This is a genomic window from Bartonella callosciuri (assembly GCF_014203215.1).
In the GTDB taxonomy this organism is placed as follows: Bacteria; Pseudomonadota; Alphaproteobacteria; order Rhizobiales; family Rhizobiaceae; genus Bartonella; species Bartonella callosciuri.
On the sequence record NZ_JACHIM010000001.1, the window covers coordinates 143,151 to 160,465 of the forward strand.

Here is a 17,315-nt window from a genome sequence, read left to right on the forward strand (position 1 = left end):
AAAGAGTAGGGGCTTTTCATCAAATATAAATGAATTGCAAATAGCATTTTTTAGCACTTTCTTTAGAATGGCTTTGTAAAATAAAGAATGAATAGCGGGATGAATGTAAAAACCAGTCATTAGGTGAGTTCATGATGGTTGCAGGAAAGCGCTATTCCAATATCCCTATATTAGTTGATTATTTATCTCATTCCGCAGTTCAGTTATTACATATTCATACTATGCTTTTGAAGGTGAGAGAAGATCATATGGGGGAGAAACCAAATTTATTGCATCAAATTGATTCCACAAAAAAACAACTGGATGAGATAAGTTATGCTCTTATTTTAGAGTATCGTAAACGCCAAGAAAATGAGCGCTTTTTAAAGCAAATTCTTCTATCAATTTCCGATCAACTTTTTTCACTCAATAATGGTTTTAAGGAAACTGGACGTCTTTTTTTTCAAGAAATTAGAATGCTTCAATCTCAGATTCAGTGTTTTTATGAGAGAAGGGAGAAGCAATATTTATTGGATAGACAAGAGTCTTTTTATTCTTCATCAAAAATTGATGAAGTCATTAAACAGTTACAAAAAGCACGGGAAAAGCTTATTGTTGAAAGTCCACATCTTTTTGAAAAAGAATATTAAAGCTCATAAGAAAAGATTTTTTGATCAAAACGCTTTGGTAAAAATATTTTCAATTTTATAGAAAAAGTGTAATCAAATAGTGTCATGCTTTCAAGAAAAGAAGCTGTTGTTTGTTGTAAATTATTTCACAATAACCTTCTGATTTCTTTTCGTCGTGAAACTTTTTGCTCGTGCGTTGAAACTTTCAAGTATTTTTCAAACAGGGTTTGGAATAACTGAAAGAATTTTTAGAAAAAACTGGCAAAAAAGGATATACTCTGTGAAGGGCATATTGAAAATATGCTTGTTTTTCGAGCTTTAGTTACGTATCCTGCATTTTTTAAAAATAAATAAGTTATTGGGGACATCAAATTAAATGCTACATGCCACCTTAAGAGATTAAAAGGAAAATACCTCTACGGTATCTCATCCTGACAAGCTTTTGATAAGGATGAGGTATTATTCAAAAGCTTTTTTTGATATAATACTATATTAAACTTTGATGGGAGCGTGTTATTGATCTTTTTTGATATTCAAGAAAGTTTATTTTATTTAGATTCTCCATATTTCATTAATAAAAAGTATTATAACTTCGTTAATTTTGTTTGAGAATGACTTTGTAAAAATAGTTGCTATCCTCAAGGACATAAAAGGTAAGTTTGTGCTGCTTTTTCTGAATGATTGTGACAGAATGTAAGGGATTTTTAATAATTTCGATTTTTTAGAGGTGAGAACCGATTGGGTGTAAGATATGGCTGCAAAAAACACCGCGAAAAGAAGTACTAATTCGTAATAATTGAGAAGCGCATTTTAAAATCTATCAGAACCGTAATGAAATGATTATTCTTCTAGTGGGATTTCTTTAAATGCTTACACTCTTTATAAAACCTTACGCAAACTTCGCATTGATTACTCTGAACGCCTTGTGTCGATATGGCTGAGAAATTAGGTTTGTCGATAGCGTTTCTCTCTTCTGTAGAGAGAGGCACAAAACCTGTTCCAGTAGGCATGGAAGATAAGATCATTGAACTCTTTTAGATCAAGAGACAGCTTTTCTCTTAAGAAGGGAAGCTTATGATTGCCGCAAGAGTTTCATAATCAAGCCTCCTGACTCATTGCTGCATGAAGTTGTTAGCAGATTTATAAGAATCTTAAACGGTATGCCACGAGAGGACTTAGAAGGCTTCAAAATATTACTAGAAGCAATTTGCAAAGAATGGGCTTTGTAGAGGTATATTTAAAATATCCTATTCCCTCACTTTAATTTACGCATCCCTCATCTTAAAAAAGATGTGAAGAATCAACAACTTAATAGCACTATAAAGTTAGATGGTGCCCCCAGAGAGACTCGAACTCCCGACCCCCTGATTACAAATCAGGTGCTCTACCAACTGAGCTATAAGGGCATAACCATGTAGGAGGTAGCACAAACTTGTAAAAAGGAAAATAGAAAATTATGAGTTTGAGCTATATTTTTAAAAACTTATATTACAAATTAGAAAATAATCAGTTTCTTTATTGCCTTATCATCGTTATAATAACGTTGGATGTGCTACAATTCTTCATAGAAAAGGTTAAGATAGCCATTATTTTATTATCAATTCAAGAATTTGAAGAACTTGATTGGTTAGAAAGATATTTTTCTAGCCAGTGAATATTATAATTACCGTCTGCAACATCTTGATTGTTAATAAGATTACGAAAGAGAGGCAATGTAGTTTTTATTCCATCAATCACAAACTCATCTAAAGCACGCTGTAAACGCATCATGCACTCTAAACGGTTACGTCCATGAACAATCAGCTTACCAATCATGCTATCATAATAAGGAGGGATACGATAGCCTGAATAAGCAGCTGAATCAACACGGATTCCTAAACCTCCAGGTGTATGAAAATGTGTGATGGTTCCTGGTGATGGCGTAAAGTTAAGAGGATCTTCAGCATTAATACGGCATTCAATGGCATGGCCAGAGAAGCAAACATCATTTTGCGTAACTGAAAGTTTGCAGCCTGATGCGATATGAATTTGTTCATGAACTAAATCTATCCCTGTAATCGCTTCAGTTACAGGATGTTCGACTTGTAAACGCGTATTCATCTCAATAAAATAAAATTCGCCATTTTCATAAAGAAACTCGATGGTACCCGCTCCACGATATCCAAGTTGGGCACAGGCATTTGCGACAATATCACCAATTTTTTTCCGTTCAGTTTCATTAAGTGCAGGCGACGTCGCCTCTTCCCATACTTTTTGATGACGCCGTTGAAGTGAACAATCACGTTCTCCTAGATGAACAGCATTTCCTGTTCCATCACCAATAACTTGAATTTCAATATGGCGGGGCTTTTCTAGATATTTTTCAATATAAACTGAATCATCACCAAAAGCTGCTCCTGCTTCTGAACGGGTGGTTTTGAGAGCTATAGAAAGTTCTTGCTCAGAATGAACAACTCTCATACCGCGTCCACCACCACCAGCAGAAGCTTTAATGATAACTGGGTAACCAATTTCACGAGCACTGCGTAAAGCCTCTGTTTCTTCAGTGATAGCTCCATCTGAACCAGGAACTACAGGAATTCCAAGTTTTTTAGCGGTTTTCTTTGCTTCGATTTTATCGCCCATAATTCGAATATGTGCAGCCGTTGGCCCTATGAATGTAATATCATGCGCTTCTAGGACATCTGCAAACTTTGCATTTTCAGAAAGAAAGCCATAGCCTGGATGAACAGCATCAGCTCCAGTAATTTCGCATGCAGCAATAATTTGCTGAACACTCAAATAAGAATCACGTACCGGAGGAGGGCCAATACAGACACTTTCGTCAGAAAGCCGAACATGCATTGCATCAGTGTCAGCAGTTGAGTGGACAGCTACAGTTTTTATCCCAAGCTCTTTGCAGGCTCGTAGAACGCGAAGAGCAATTTCTCCCCGATTAGCAATGAGGATTTTTCGAATCATAGTTGCCCCTCGCTTTATTCAACAACAATAAGTGGTTCACCAAACTCAACAGGCTGGCTATCTTGAACAAGAATGGCAGTTACTGTGCCTGAGCGTGGCGATGGGATTTGATTCATCGTTTTCATCGCTTCAATGATAAGCAACGTTTGTCCTTCAGAAACATTTTTTCCTACTTCTACAAAAGATTCTGCACCTGGTGAAGGTGCAAGATATGCGGTACCAACCATTGGAGAGGTTATGGTATTTTTTGATTTATCTTCCTGTGCTGGAGCTTCAGTTGTTGGAGCTGAGGGAGGAAGAACAGTAGGAGTAGAAACAGGTGCATAAATTGTTTGTTCGGGAGTGACTGAGGTGTTTTGACGTGATACACAAATACGAAGTCCACCTTGTTCAAGTTCAATATTTGTTAAATTGGTATCATTCAAAATTTCAGCAAGGTCGCGGATAATTTTTGTATTAATTGCGGTAAGCTTTTCCGCGTCTATTTTTTTGCTTGCCATTTTATTTCTAACTCCTTGATCAATAAAGATCGTCATCATTTAATTCTTCTGACTGAATATCTCTAGACTCGGGATGATCTTTTTTGAGGATTCTATTAAAACTTATTTACTTTTGAGAATTACACTTTGCAATTTAAAACTAATATCTACTACGCGAGATTGCACTTATAAGCCGCTTATAAAAAAAGAGAAAGCATAAAATCAATTAATTTACGCTTATTCTTCATAAAAAAATATTTATTGCATATTGTTTAATGCTTTTTTTAAAATATCTTGGTCTACGACTCCGATGAACACTTTATCACCAATGATATAAGAAGGTGTGCCTGTAATATCAAGTTCAGAGGCAATTTGAATATTTTTTTTAAAGGAGTTTTTGAGGCTAGCATTTTTTATTGCATTGCGCAGATTATTTTCATCTGCTCCCAATGAAACTGCTATTTTTATAGCTTTAGCCTCATTAGCGCGACTCTTATTACTTAAAAGCGCTTTATGAAATCGAGGATATTTCTCTGGAAATTGTTTTCGAAAAGCAGTGGCAATAGTATGCGCTGCCACAGAATCATGTCCTAAAATTGGTAAATCTTTAATAATAACCCGGAGGTCTGGGAATTCTTTTATTAAATTTTCTATATATGAATAGGACACCTTACAATATCCACAATTGTAATCAAAAAAATTAACAAGGACTTTTTTACCATTTGGATTCCCCAAAACAGCATCATGAGAAGAGTGAAAAATTTCTTTTTTTAATGCATTAATGATTGAAGCTTGTTTTTGGGCTTTTTGTTCAATTTGTTTTTCGAACTTTTCTTGAAGGGTAAGCTGCATTTCAATCATAATTTCTGGATGAGTAAGTAAATAATCTCTTACAATTTTTTGAATATTGTGATCATCGATCCGTGGTGTGATCCTTTCTTTAAGCTTAGATAAAAAAGCAGGATCTTCCAGAAGTTGTGTCTTAAGGTTTTCTAAGCTTAAAGAATTTCTTGTATTCTCATTTGATGTTGCGTTTGATAAAGAAGATGAAAAAATTAAAGCACCCAACATAATTGTTGCTAAAAATTTTGCAATGAACGTTATTTTTGAATATTGAAACTTATGGGTCATTTATATGCATTCATATTTTCACTGTAATGTTGGTAAGACTATATGAAAACTTTTTCTCATTTGCAATAAAGCATTTACAGTAGCATATCTCAGTTGATTGTAGAAAAAATTCATTTTTTCTACAAAAATTTTATATGATGGATATTTTGCAGTGATTATGTTTTTTATAGTTAAATTTTTTCTTTGTTTTATAAAGCCTTCTTTTTATTTATGCTGATATCAAAGGCCCTTTGAGGCATATTTATTGTGAAATATAAAGAACGTTGATATCCAATTGAAAGCATTTTTATTAACTTGCTGTTGCTTTATTATGTACAGTGAAACAAACTCAATACAATATGAAAAGTAATATTATGAAAACCACAATACATTATGACCTGTTTATCATTGGTGGAGGGATAAACGGATGTGGACTAGCAAGAGATGCTGCTGGACGCGGATTTAAAGTAGGATTGGCGGAGATGAATGATCTTGCCTCGGGGACATCAAATGCATCAACAAAGCTTATTCATGGTGGTCTTCGTTATCTTGAACACTATGAGTTCAGGCTTGTTCGTGAAGCATTAAAAGAACGCGAGATCATTTGGCGTATGGCTCCACATATTGTACGTCCTTTGCGCTTTCTTCTTCCTTATCATAAAGCGTTGCGTCCTGCTTGGATGTTGCGTTTTGGACTTTTCATTTATGATTATTTGGGGAACTGGAATCAAAAATTGTGGCGCAGTAAAACGGTTAATTTTTCAAAAGAATTTTGTTCTATACTTAAAGATGAATATCAGAGAGGTTTTGAATATTCTGATGCAATAGTAGATGATGTCCGTTTGGTAATTGCTAATGCTCGTGATGCAGAAAAGCGGGGAGCTGATATAAAAGTAAGGACAGAAGTTCTGTCTTTAAAGAGAGAAGATAAGAAATGGCTTATGATTCTTCGAGACAAATTAAGTGATAAAGAATATTTCGTCACGGCTTCTTATGTAGCAAATATGACGGGTCCTTGGATTAATCGTATTCTGGAAAACGTATTAGACTGTAAAGAACCTCCATCTGTACGACTTGTTAAGGGATCTCATATTCTGGTTCCTAAGCTTTATACCCACGATCGCGCATATATTTTTCAAAATGCTGATGGACGTATTATATTTTCTATTCCGTATCAAGAAGAGTTTACGTTGCTAGGAACAACAGATTGTGATTATCAGGGTGATCCTGCTGAGGCTCGTATTACTGATGCAGAGATTGATTATATTTGCAAAGCAGCGAATGAGTATTTTATAGAACCGGTCTTACGGGAAAATATTGTCTGGACTTACTCTGGTGTTCGCCCGCTTTATGATGACGGAGCTTTAAAAGCACAGGAAATTACGCGTGATTATGTTCTGAAAGAAATGGGCATTGAAAGTGTGCCACGGATTCTTAATCTTTATGGTGGTAAGATTACAACTTATCGCAAATTAGCAGAAGATGCGATGAAATTTGTTGAAAAAGCCCTTGGTGTAAGGGGAGCGCCGTGGACAAAAAACTCAGCACTTCCTGGCGGTGACTTTGCATATAATAAGCTCAATAAAATTGAAAATAAGATCGCTCTTTTGATGCCAGATTTAGATGTTTTTACATCCCGTAGGCTTGCACGGTCTTATGGTTCCGAGGCACTGATAATATTTGCAAATGGTAAAGCAGATAGAGGAAAGGATTTTGGACATGGACTTTATGAAGTAGAAGTAAAATGGTTAATGGAAAAAGAATGGGCTAAAACATATGAAGATGTGTTATGGCGCCGTTCAAAGCTTGGACTTTTGTTTGATAAGCAAGAGGTTAATGCTCTTTCTACTTATATGCAAAACCAAAAAGGCATCAAAAAAAATCATGATAAACCAGCTTTACAGTAGCACTTTATAGAAAATCTATTCGTGCCAAATGAAGAAATGCCGAAGGGAAAGCAGCCATAGTAATACGAATCGTGTAACCCTTTCATTTATTTGTTTATTGGAATAAAAATATCTTAAATACTGTGCTGAATAATTTAGAAATAAGCTTTGAAGAACAGTAAGAAAAACGATTCAAACAAACTTTTATGTTACAATTTGATCTTTTACAGAACCAATTGCGTGATTATATATCCGCAAGTTGTTCCGTTATAAACAGTATTATAGTGTTTTTCCTTTATTAGTTTTGACAGAACTTTAGGTCTTTTGAAAAAGATAACTCGAGAGTATGTGTCTCTTATATCTTTCAGTGATAGTAAAGAGAATAAAACTTTCTGTGAAGTAGAAAAAAGTGGAGATTTTAGTATGTATGAATATGCTTCATGGTGATCTGAAAGTGATGCTCTTATGATATTTTATAGTCTTCCATCACCGGTAAAATTTGCGGTGGCACCGATGTTGGGCTGGACAGATCGGCATTGTAGGTTTTTTTATCGTCTTTTAACAAAAAAGGCACTACTTTATACCGAAATGATTGTAGCCGATGCTGTAATCTATGGTGTTCGTGAACAACTGTTAGCTTTGAATCATCAAGAGCATCCAATTGCATTGCAATTAGGGGGGAGTGATCCCCAAAAATTGGCAGAGGCTGCGCGAATCGCTGAAGATTTTGGTTATGACGAAATAAATCTCAATGTTGGTTGTCCATCAAGTCGTGTTCAGGCCGGGGTCTTCGGTGCTTGTTTGATGCTCCATCCCAACATTGTAGCACAAGCTGTAGAAGCGATGAAACAAGTCGTTAGCGTACCTGTAACTGTTAAATGTCGTGTTGGTGTGGACGAGCAGGATGAAGAATTAGCTTTAGATCTTTTAGCTGATCAAGTTTGGAATGCTGGGTGTGATGCACTTTGGGTACATGCACGCAAAGCATGGTTACAAGGATTAAGCCCGAAAGAAAATCGTGATATTCCTCCACTTAATTATGAAAGGGTTTATAAATTAAAACAGAAATATCCTCATAAATTCATTGGATTAAATGGTGGAATTAAATCTATTTATGAGATAAAAAAGCATTTGATTTTATGTAATGCTGCTATGGTTGGTCGGCAGGTTTATCATGATCCAGCTTTGTTAAAGCATATTGATTCTGAAATATATGGTGAGCAACAGAGTGATTTTAGCGATAGTAATCTTATTGAAGCGATGTGTGATTATGCTGCTCAACATATCGCATCAGGAGGGCGTCTTGCTCATATAACACGTCACATGATTGGTTTGTTTCATAGTCGGGGTGGGGCACGTCGATGGAGACAAATATTATCAAATGATGCAATAAAAACAGATGCAAGTGTCCGTGTTTTGAAAGAAGCTTTTTCTGCTCTCACTTAACAACAAGCTTTACAGATTAATGTATGTTGAAGAGATTTTCCCAAATTTCATTTCTGCATAAGACTTTCAGCAAACCACATTAGGGCAAAAATAGTGCGCATATATATTTTATTTCTTTCTGAAATGAGCATATAACCTAATTTGGAAAACATAAAAGTGGAAAGGTAGAAAACCAGCTTTTATCTTTTCCGTCATCTTTGAATTCGGTTTTACAACTTTTAAAAGTATCTACAGCAATATCTTTTTATTATGGTGATAAGTTATAGGGTTCATGTTTTTGTTTATCGCGTTTTTTAAGGGAGTATACCCCTTATAAAAATAGCACGCTATTTCAGGACATTCATTATTTTTAAAAAAAGATGTTTCTTGTTACTCAAAATTTACAGTAGCATCGAAGGGTATAATATAATACCGATTGTGTAACACTATCATTTATACTTATGATGGTATAATCTGACTCCATCGTTCTATTTTCCATCCCCCAATGTTTGTGGCTATTCTTACATTTATAGACGACGGTTCATGAGAAAGATATTTACTTCTTTCTTAACCGTCTTATTGATTCATTATAAGAAGATTCATTATAAGAATAAGAGAGCTTAAAATGAGAAAATCTTACTTACACTCTGTTCGGAATTCTCATTCAGGTTGCAATGACAATAATAAATTTCCTTCACAGCTTACTCTTTTTCTACACTTTTGAACTTTAAAAAATTGTCGCCTTTATCATGAAGAAGAGATTTGTACTCTATAGTATTTTGGTCAATACTACCTAATATAGAAAGATGCTAATAAATTAATATAATAAAATATTATAATACTTTGATGATAATATATAAAAACTTAAAATAGCCATTTGCTATAAATAATTAGAGTGCATGAATAATTTTTCTAAAAATATTTTGATCTTTTTAAAATGCAGCTTTTAAAAAACCAACAAATTATTCATATCCTGTGTATATGACCAGATTCTAATGACATATTGTAGATTTGAAAAGGTATCTTTATGACCGTTAGTCCATTTGATGATTTTCGTGCTTTATTCACGAACTTACCTGTTGCTGATGAATTTTCTGTAGCTTTGGCAAAAAAACGGCAAATAAAATTAACAAAAGCTCAAGGAGCATTAGGAAAATTGGGAGATATCGCAATTTGGTATGCAGGGTGGAGAGGTGTAGAAAAACCTGTCATAAAGCGGCCATTGGTTGCCATTTTTTCTGGAAATCATGGTATCACAGATGAAAATATTACACCTTTTCCCCAATCGATGACGCAAAAGATGGTACAAAATTTTGCTTCTGGTTGTGCTGCAATTAATCAAATTTGTATAGCTTATGATCTTGGATTGAAAATATTTGATTTGGCACTGGAATATCCCACAATGAATATTACCAAAGATGCGGCAATGGATGAGCGTAGTGCAGCTGCTACGATGGCATTTGGAATGGAATCTATCGCTGGTGGAACAGATCTCTTGTGTATAGGTGAAATGGGAATCGGCAACACAACGATAGCTTCAGCTTTATGTTTGGCATTGTTTGGTGGAAAAGTTGAAGAATGGACAGGAAGGGGTGTGGGATCTGAAGGGGAATTCTATCAGCGTAAAATAGCAGCGATTAAGGCAGCGGTTTCGTTACATAAGGACCATTTTGATGATCCGTTTGAAATCATGCGTCGTCTAGGAGGACGTGAAATTGCTGCTATGGTTGGTGCCATTTTAGCGGCGAGAATGGAAAAAATTCCGGTTATTTTAGATGGTTTTGTAGCAACAGCAGCAGCAGCGGTACTTTATAAGATGCATCCAAGAGCTCTTGATCATACTCTTATTGGACATGTTTTTTCTGAATCGGTACATCGTAAACTTTTAGAAAAAATTGAGAAAGAACCGCTTTTAGATCTGGGAATACGTCTTGGTGAAGGGACAGGAGCAGCTATAGCAGCTGGTATTGTCAAAGCTGCGATTTTAACACACACACAAATGGCGATTTTCGAATAATAAGCTTTTATCACCTAAAGGTGATAGCCTATTAAAAGATTGAAAGAATCCTTTAAGAGTTTTGTTCACCCGATTTTTCGTGCAACTTTATATAATTAAGTGGAAGTCCTGTTGTGTATTTTATCTGTTCGATTGCGAAAGAAGAGGAGACGTCGTGGATATTAATTTTAGCAATTAATTTCTTATAAAAAAGATCGTAAGCTTCAATATTGGGAACGACAATACGCAATAAATAATCAATATCTCCACTCATTCGATAAAATTCAATAACTTCAGAGAATTTTCGTACAATATTTGAAAAACGTTTAAACCACATTCATGGTTGTGTGTATTCGTACGAATAGAAATAAAAACAGTGACATGTGCATTTACTTTTTCTGGGGAAAGAACCGCAACACGACGTTGAATAACACCATCTTCTTCAAGTTTTTGAATTCTGCATCAGCAAGGTGTGGTTGAAAGTCCAACTTTTTTAGCAATATCAGCGACGGAGAGTGTCACATATTTCTTGCAAAATATATAAAATTTTTCGATCAAGACGATCCATGTTTTTTCTCAATATTCAATTTATAAAAATTTACGTACTAAATTACGCAGATACACAATAAGCTCATCGCTAAACCATGGATTTTTTTGTAGCCAAGAAGTATTTCGCCACGATGGATGAGGCAAAGGCATAACGTTATAGCCTCGAGGTTGACGTATTGAAAGAATATTTCTCCAATCGCTGACGGTTTCTGAAACGGTTTTATATTTTAAATCGGTAATATGCCATTTTTGAGCATAACTTCCAACAGCAAGAACAAGCTTTATTTGTGGCATCGCTTGAAATACTTTCTCATGCCATATTTCACGACATTCACGTCTTGGTGGCAAATCAGATTTATTTTCGTCATACCCTGGAAAACAAAATCCCATAGGAACAATAGCAAAGAGGGATCTATTATAAAATTCTTCTTTTGTGACATTTAACCAATAACGCAATCTTTCTCCAGAACGATCATTAAAAGGAATAGAAGTTTCATGAACACGTAATCCTGGTGCTTGACCTGCAATTGCAATCGAAGCCGTATCGGATAAATAAACGACGGGTTTTGGTTCATGAGCAAGAGGAGGAAAATAAAGTGGTTGTTGGATACAAATACGACAGGAATAAATTTTCTTTTCAAGTTCGATAATTGGGCTACAGGGTAGTTTCTTCATTAGCAAATAGGAGATTAAAGGATATTTTTCTTATTCTGTTTGAGAATGTGCTCTTCGCCATTCTCTCGGTCGTTGGAAATAGGATTGCCATATTCCTTTTTTTTTCTTTCTGGCTTCTTTCTCTTCTTCAGGATAATCATAGTAACTGACAGCCCAACCATTGCGTACAAGCGTTGCATTAATATTGCTGACTTTTTTTGTTTTACATGTTGCAAGGATGCGGTGGTATTGGTCGTTTTTATACAAGTGACATGTAACAGGATGATTTGCTATGAGTTGTTTTAAATGTTTTTTGGCCTCAAGTCCACATGGATAACGTGAATCCTTTTTACCACAAAATTGGTGAAGCTCAGGAGCGTCAATCCCTAAAAGCCGGATTGTGATAGAAGAAATCATGATTGAATCGCCATCAATAACAAATGCATTTCCTTTAATTGATACTTTGGAAGTAGCCGCTGTCTTTTTAGGATATGTTTGAGTCTGATTAAAATAAACTATTATAGCGATAAGAATAGCAGCAGCGATAAAAATACTAAAACCAATAACCTTCAGGTTAAAGCTACTTATATTAGAACAAGATTTTTTTTTCATAAAAAATGCTACTATAATATGCTTAATTTAGTGATAAGCTCTTATACTCTTCGCAAAAAATTGACCTCACTATGATGAGGAAACTGCTATTATATTTAATTGCAATCTTATATTTCAGCTACATATCAAAACAAATCAGATTAATATATTGATAGGATTTATGATACACGATGCAGAAAGGCAATCAAAAGATAAATTAACCTCATCTAAGGCTGTACAAAGCACACAAATCAAGGATACACTATTTTTATAAACTTAAAATAAACAAAAACACTCCTCACAAAAAACTTGAAGAGTGATAAAACTGTATGTACTTTCGGTTGCAAAATCTATTAATTAAATAATCGACTCCATTATTTAATTTTTGTTTCTTTAAATTCAACGTGTTTTTTTACAACTGGATCATATTTACGTTTGCTCATTTTGTCTGTCATCGTACGGCTGTTTTTCTTTGTTACGTAAAAAAAACCAGTATCTGCAGTTGATAAAAGCTTGATCTTAATGGTTGCTGCTTTAGCCATAATTAGAAATCCTATTTATACTGAAAACGATATCATCTTGCTATCAAAATTTATTTTCGATGTATCAGATTTTTCGGCAAAAGTACGGATGTTTTAACAAAAGTCAAGAGTTGATTGATTTTTCATGATTTGCATAAATATTGAAATAACATATAAGCCCAAAAAACAACTATTACTGCTGAAAAAATAGATGGTTTAAAGATATCTATGACCTGCATAACAATGGTTAGCCCAATGAACATATTATCGATTTCATAGAAAAAAGCAACTTATGCATATGCCTTTTAAGGCATATGCATAAGTGTGTAAGTATCATACTGTAGAAAGGCCAGAAGATACGCTACCAAGAAGAAAGAGAGCAAACACCAGAGCTCGTAAATACTTAGGTCCTTTAACATAATCGCTTATAATGCTGATAAATAAGGATTAAGAGAAAAATATTATCAAGTGTGTGTTTTTCCCTAAAATGACTGTCAATAGACTATGATTAAATTTGGTGAAATTGGCTACTCCTTAGATTATTTTCGTTTGAAACAAGCAATCATTAAGAAAGAGACTGATCAAAATGGTGTTTCTAAAAGCATAAACTGGCAAGGCACTCGCGAATTCCATGATTGTGACTTTTTTGCACCTTCACTGTTTCAAAAAGGTTTATAGAAACAGAAGATCATTCGTCGTGAATAACATGTGCCATGCTTTCAGAATATGCACTCGATAAAAACTATTATTGAAGGCAATGATATTCAAGGAACCAGTTCTATGTATGTAAAAATTGATCTGACAATCCATGACAACTATTGTTATCAGTAAAAGAGGTTGAGCCCATTATACTCTATTTATTTTTTGTAAAACTTCATCTCTAATGGCCGCTTTTCTACTTTTATTTGCCTTATGATGCGGACATTAGAGAATGTATTGATTGATTATCAGCTTAAACTTAACACTTTTATAATTGCACAATGTTAGATGTAGTCGTTATCAGAAAAAACTTTTGATTACGAATTCTGAAAAATAAAAAAGAGACTCTTTATCTTTTACAAAAAAATATCAAGAGAGTTTAATAGCTTTTGATAGGCTTCCCAATAATACCACATGCTAAACGCGCACCACCTCCGCCAAGCGATAATGGCTGATCTGAGTGATTATCTCCTCCCAAGTGAATTATTAACGAGCGCCCTTTAATCTCTGAAAGTTTTTTAATTCGCGGAGCAAGAACGCTCATTGTTGATTTTCCTTTATCATCAACATAAAGTGCAGGTAAATCACCCAAGTGACCATGAGTATTATAAGGTCCAAGATGTTTATTGGTATGGTGTGGATCATAGTGCCCACCTGCAGCACCGCCAATTACACCATCTTTCATATCGCATGAAGGATTTTCATGCACATGAAAACCGTGCAGGCCTTCTGGTAAATTCGACAAATTTGGCACGAAAATCAAACCATATGTATTTTCTTCAATTTTAATTATGCCAATGGGTTTGTTTGCACCGTTCTTTTTTAGCTCATAAACCTTTACTTGCATAGATTTTGCTAATGCAGCAGCATCACAAGTTAAAAATATTAATGAAGTCAAGAAGGGGAAGAAAATTTTATTCATACAGCACCTTTTATATTTTTCCTAAAATTTAGTAAATAATACTCTCCCGAGAGAGTATTATTAATAGAAACAACTCTATAGAGACTCCTAAAAGCCTCTCTTTATATCCCTCTCAGCGTATCTAAACGTTCTCTTCTCTCTTAAAATAAGACAGATTTTATTTGAGTGATATTTATGTAGTTATGTTTCGGCTCTCTCTTTTCAAGGAATACTTCTAAAAAGCAGATTTTTTTGAAGTATATTAAAGAAGAAACTTTGTGATAGTTTAGTCAGTGCTTCATCCATAAGAGTACATGGAATTTTATAAAATCAGAATATATTGATTATCTTTTTCATGAGAAAAGTTAAACGATACAAGTTCTTCTTTATTATAAAATTTATAAGAGAGATTAACTAGAGTCATGTATATAAATCTCTCATAAAAACACAAAATATACCGACCAAAATACCCATTATTGATCCGATCATCGCACCAATTATCGTTCCAGTAGAAAATGCTATACTTATACCCATTGCGATAATCGGGCCAAATCCTGGTAGAGCAATATAACCATAAGTTGCAAGAATTGCTGCGATTGCTCCTGATACACCACCATTTAAAATTCCAATAAGAGTGGGCTCCTTAATAAAATGACAGATTTTTTTTAAAAAAGTTCTTTCACTTCTATTAGAAGCAACATTGCTATAAGTTTTAAAATCAATCACACTTTTTTCTTTCATTTTGAATGCTAACAGTTCCAGAATAGTCAACTGATATGAAAAAATGACACTTTTTAAATTCTACTAACGCACGCCAAATACCTTTATCATCTAAACGCAATCGTTTAATATTCGTGAAACCGTTTTGCATGAAACACTTTCTAATTTGCGAAGCAGTAAATGAGTTTTGGCCTGGTTTACTAATATCTTTGGTGAAGCTATATACAGAAGCTTGACAATAGGGAGCATAAAAAAAATTACCCATTGAAGACGTGACGACAGATGAGAGACACATAAGTATCATAAAAAAAACGCTTGATTTCAAAATCTTACTTAGTCTCATCTTGTCACCATCTGTTGAAACAATACTCTATTAACCTTTGTATTGTTCACAGGTTCCAAAGACTATTTTATTTTTAGTATTATACTTAATGAAACAAATTTTTAAAAATTTATATTGATTCACTAAAATCGTTTTTTTTCTCTGTTTTCTTATATAAGAAAAATTGACGCAGTCATCATTTCTTGACACACTGTTCTAGTGTTTTATTTTGTCAAAATTGGTATGGCTCTTATAGGCAATGTATCCTTGACATCTTATATTCCAGATTTTAAAAAATTTTCATAAGCAGTGCTTCTAAAAAGAGCTTTTTATGTAATAAGCTCCTTTTTATATAAATATTATCATTATTCCAATTCAAGGAAATGTGTGTTTCTTAATATATTTTTGTAAAAAAGCCAAAATTGTGTTAAAACTAAAACAATGTTAAAGCTTAAATGTGTAATAAAATGATGAAAATTAGACCTGCTGTATAACAATGGCACTCTTTGCACAAATCTCTATTTATTTGGCTTTATGTAGAGTTAAACAATGCTTTAATCAACATTGATCATAAGATATCATGATGCGTACTTGTTTTTATTGTTGCTCATTATTTTATCTTCTTGCAAGCAGCCTTTTTTATTATATTAATGGTATTTTTTAGGCGTTTTGGTTGGAAATATTTGCATAATTTCTTTAAACCCGTAATCGGGGTACATTCCTTTTCGCATAAATAAATTACGTAATGGCGAGCAATTACGTAATAATCCAAGCCCAACGCTTCGCATGATATGGACAGGCAGCATATTGGAAAGTAAAACAGAGTTGAGCGTATGAACAGCTCCACTCCGGATCCATATATCAGGTTGGCGACATCGATTATAATGTGCGACAATCATTTGAGAATTAAAATCGGATATTTTCCCTGGTAGAATATCAATTAAAGCTTGAACATCACGGAATCCTAAATTCAATCCCTGTGCTCCAATAGGAGGAAACACATGAGCTGCTTCCCCCACTAAAATCGTTCTATTGGCAGCAAAATGATGAGCAATAAGTCCTGAAAGTGGCCATACTTGAATTGGTGTTTCTAATGTTAATGTTCCAAGCATTGATTGCATCTGATCTTCGATTACTTTTGCAATTGTTTTTGCTTCCATATTCAATAATTTTTCAGCGCGAGAAGGGCTAACAACCCATACAAGACTAGATCTTTTCCCTGGTAGAGGAACTTGTGTAAAAGGACCCTGTTCTGTATGAAATTCAGTTGAGGTATTTTTATGAGAAAAATCATGAGAAAAATTGAGAACAAGTGCTTTTTGTGGATAATTCCACTGTTTTACACCAATGCCCGCTGCTGCTCGTGTTAGAGAGTGGCGTCCATCAGCAGCAACAACAAGCGAAGTTTGAATAACTCGATCATCTACAAGAGTAATACATACATGGTTTTCTTGATAATGAAAAGATTTTGCTGAAGAAACAAGTCTTACAATATTGGGCGTCTGTGTAACGGATTCGATTAAAGCATTGTTCAAGTCTACATTCGGTATGTTATAACCAAAAGCCTCTTCACCAATTTCAGCAGAACAAAAATTCACAGTAGGAGCACGCACAATCCTAGAGGTAATATCTATGATTCTAATAAAAGATAAAGCTGCTGCATGACATTTGAGAATGTTCCAAATGTTGAGTTTTTGAAGCGTACGTATTGCTGGCATCATAAGAGCAGTTGTTCGTAATTCATCTGTATGAGCATGTGGACCAATAAGAAAGACAGAGTAACTCTTATGTGCAAGACTAAGCGCTGCTAACATACCAACTGGACCTGCACCAATAATAGCAATATCTTTATGCTGTTTTGTTTTAAACGTCACAACTACTTGAGCCTTTATA

General features: G+C 34.4%; 14 protein-coding genes, 1 tRNA gene and 2 pseudogenes. 5 read left to right on the forward strand and 12 right to left on the reverse strand.

Annotation, left to right across the window (positions count from 1 at the left end):
• Positions 1-134: 134 nt before the first annotated feature.
• Together HNQ69_RS00650 and HNQ69_RS07700 are read left to right on the forward strand one after the other, a co-directional pair.
• A complete protein-coding gene (locus HNQ69_RS00650; RefSeq protein WP_183228409.1) occupies positions 135-629 on the forward strand; it encodes a hypothetical protein in 495 nt (164 codons plus the stop codon).
• A gap of 835 nt (positions 630-1,464) precedes the next feature.
• A pseudogene (locus HNQ69_RS07700) lies at positions 1,465-1,837 on the forward strand (XRE family transcriptional regulator).
• Between the two features lie 101 nt (positions 1,838-1,938).
• Here HNQ69_RS07700 and HNQ69_RS00655 read toward each other — a convergent pair.
• From HNQ69_RS00655 to HNQ69_RS00670, 4 genes are all read right to left on the reverse strand, one after another.
• Positions 1,939-2,014 (reverse strand) — tRNA-Thr (locus HNQ69_RS00655).
• A 196-nt stretch (positions 2,015-2,210) separates the two neighbouring features.
• Positions 2,211-3,569: an acetyl-CoA carboxylase biotin carboxylase subunit gene (gene accC / locus HNQ69_RS00660; protein ID WP_183228190.1), complete on the reverse strand. Its 1,359-nt coding sequence runs from the start codon at positions 3,567-3,569 to the stop codon at positions 2,211-2,213.
• Between the two features lie 14 nt (positions 3,570-3,583).
• Positions 3,584-4,069 carry an acetyl-CoA carboxylase biotin carboxyl carrier protein gene (gene accB, locus HNQ69_RS00665; protein WP_183228191.1) on the reverse strand — a complete coding sequence of 162 codons (486 nt, stop codon included), beginning with the start codon at positions 4,067-4,069 and terminating at the stop codon, positions 3,584-3,586.
• A gap of 237 nt (positions 4,070-4,306) precedes the next feature.
• Complete coding sequence (locus tag HNQ69_RS00670) at positions 4,307-5,179, reverse strand: DsbA family protein (RefSeq protein WP_183228192.1); 873 nt, start codon at positions 5,177-5,179, stop codon at positions 4,307-4,309.
• Positions 5,180-5,532: 353 nt separating this feature from the next.
• Here HNQ69_RS00670 and glpD point away from each other — a divergent pair, with 353 nt between their 5' ends.
• The 3 genes from glpD (at position 5,533) to cobT (ending at position 10,486) form a co-directional block, all read left to right on the forward strand.
• Entirely contained in the window at positions 5,533-7,065 is a 1,533-nt protein-coding gene (glpD, locus tag HNQ69_RS00675) for a glycerol-3-phosphate dehydrogenase (protein ID WP_183228193.1), read from the forward strand.
• Between the two features lie 444 nt (positions 7,066-7,509).
• Complete coding sequence (dusA, locus tag HNQ69_RS00680; protein ID WP_183228194.1) at positions 7,510-8,490, forward strand: tRNA dihydrouridine(20/20a) synthase DusA; 981 nt, start codon at positions 7,510-7,512, stop codon at positions 8,488-8,490.
• A 1,006-nt stretch (positions 8,491-9,496) separates the two neighbouring features.
• On the forward strand, positions 9,497-10,486 hold the full coding sequence (gene cobT / locus HNQ69_RS00685) for a nicotinate-nucleotide--dimethylbenzimidazole phosphoribosyltransferase (protein WP_183228195.1): 990 nt from the start codon (positions 9,497-9,499) through the stop codon (positions 10,484-10,486).
• 52 nt (positions 10,487-10,538) lie between these two features.
• Here cobT and HNQ69_RS00690 read toward each other — a convergent pair.
• The 8 genes and pseudogenes from HNQ69_RS00690 to HNQ69_RS00720 all read right to left on the reverse strand — a co-directional run bounded on the left by HNQ69_RS00690 (position 10,539) and on the right by HNQ69_RS00720 (position 17,296).
• A pseudogene (locus tag HNQ69_RS00690) lies at positions 10,539-11,033 on the reverse strand (Lrp/AsnC family transcriptional regulator).
• 20 nt (positions 11,034-11,053) lie between these two features.
• Complete coding sequence (locus HNQ69_RS00695) at positions 11,054-11,689, reverse strand: uracil-DNA glycosylase family protein (RefSeq protein ID WP_183228196.1); 636 nt, start codon at positions 11,687-11,689, stop codon at positions 11,054-11,056.
• A gap of 30 nt (positions 11,690-11,719) precedes the next feature.
• Complete coding sequence (locus HNQ69_RS00700) at positions 11,720-12,280, reverse strand: thermonuclease family protein (RefSeq protein WP_183228197.1); 561 nt, start codon at positions 12,278-12,280, stop codon at positions 11,720-11,722.
• A gap of 353 nt (positions 12,281-12,633) precedes the next feature.
• The gene (gene rpmG / locus HNQ69_RS00705; RefSeq protein WP_004864083.1) at positions 12,634-12,801 is read right to left on the reverse strand and encodes a 50S ribosomal protein L33; all 168 of its coding nucleotides are present in this window, start codon (positions 12,799-12,801) and stop codon (positions 12,634-12,636) included.
• A 1,057-nt stretch (positions 12,802-13,858) separates the two neighbouring features.
• The gene (gene sodC, locus HNQ69_RS00710; protein WP_183228198.1) at positions 13,859-14,401 is read right to left on the reverse strand and encodes a superoxide dismutase family protein; all 543 of its coding nucleotides are present in this window, start codon (positions 14,399-14,401) and stop codon (positions 13,859-13,861) included.
• Between the two features lie 399 nt (positions 14,402-14,800).
• Positions 14,801-15,121, reverse strand: coding sequence for a hypothetical protein (locus tag HNQ69_RS00715; RefSeq protein WP_183228199.1), 321 nt, complete (start codon positions 15,119-15,121; stop codon positions 14,801-14,803).
• Positions 15,099-15,443 carry a hypothetical protein gene (locus HNQ69_RS07705; protein ID WP_246348448.1) on the reverse strand — a complete coding sequence of 115 codons (345 nt, stop codon included), beginning with the start codon at positions 15,441-15,443 and terminating at the stop codon, positions 15,099-15,101. The genes HNQ69_RS00715 and HNQ69_RS07705 overlap by 23 nt, the downstream gene beginning before the upstream one ends.
• Before the next feature lie 626 nt (positions 15,444-16,069).
• Positions 16,070-17,296, reverse strand: a complete 1,227-nt coding sequence (locus HNQ69_RS00720) for a UbiH/UbiF family hydroxylase (RefSeq protein ID WP_183228200.1) — start codon at positions 17,294-17,296, stop codon at positions 16,070-16,072.
• Positions 17,297-17,315 lie beyond the last annotated feature (19 nt).

Coding starts and splice junctions, on each gene's coding strand:
- cobT (WP_183228195.1), top strand. CDS start 9,497: ATGACCGTTAGTCCATTTGATGATTTTCGTGCTTTATTCACGAACTTA.
- dusA (WP_183228194.1), top strand. CDS start 7,510: ATGATATTTTATAGTCTTCCATCACCGGTAAAATTTGCGGTGGCACCG.
- HNQ69_RS00700 (WP_183228197.1), bottom strand. CDS start 12,280: ATGAAAAAAAAATCTTGTTCTAATATAAGTAGCTTTAACCTGAAGGTT.
- accB (WP_183228191.1), bottom strand. CDS start 4,069: ATGGCAAGCAAAAAAATAGACGCGGAAAAGCTTACCGCAATTAATACA.
- rpmG (WP_004864083.1), bottom strand. CDS start 12,801: ATGGCTAAAGCAGCAACCATTAAGATCAAGCTTTTATCAACTGCAGAT.
- accC (WP_183228190.1), bottom strand. CDS start 3,569: ATGATTCGAAAAATCCTCATTGCTAATCGGGGAGAAATTGCTCTTCGC.
- HNQ69_RS00695 (WP_183228196.1), bottom strand. CDS start 11,689: ATGAAGAAACTACCCTGTAGCCCAATTATCGAACTTGAAAAGAAAATT.
- HNQ69_RS00670 (WP_183228192.1), bottom strand. CDS start 5,179: ATGACCCATAAGTTTCAATATTCAAAAATAACGTTCATTGCAAAATTT.
- HNQ69_RS00715 (WP_183228199.1), bottom strand. CDS start 15,121: ATGAAAGAAAAAAGTGTGATTGATTTTAAAACTTATAGCAATGTTGCT.
- glpD (WP_183228193.1), top strand. CDS start 5,533: ATGAAAACCACAATACATTATGACCTGTTTATCATTGGTGGAGGGATA.
- sodC (WP_183228198.1), bottom strand. CDS start 14,401: ATGAATAAAATTTTCTTCCCCTTCTTGACTTCATTAATATTTTTAACT.
- HNQ69_RS00650 (WP_183228409.1), top strand. CDS start 135: ATGGTTGCAGGAAAGCGCTATTCCAATATCCCTATATTAGTTGATTAT.
- HNQ69_RS07705 (WP_246348448.1), bottom strand. CDS start 15,443: ATGAGACTAAGTAAGATTTTGAAATCAAGCGTTTTTTTTATGATACTT.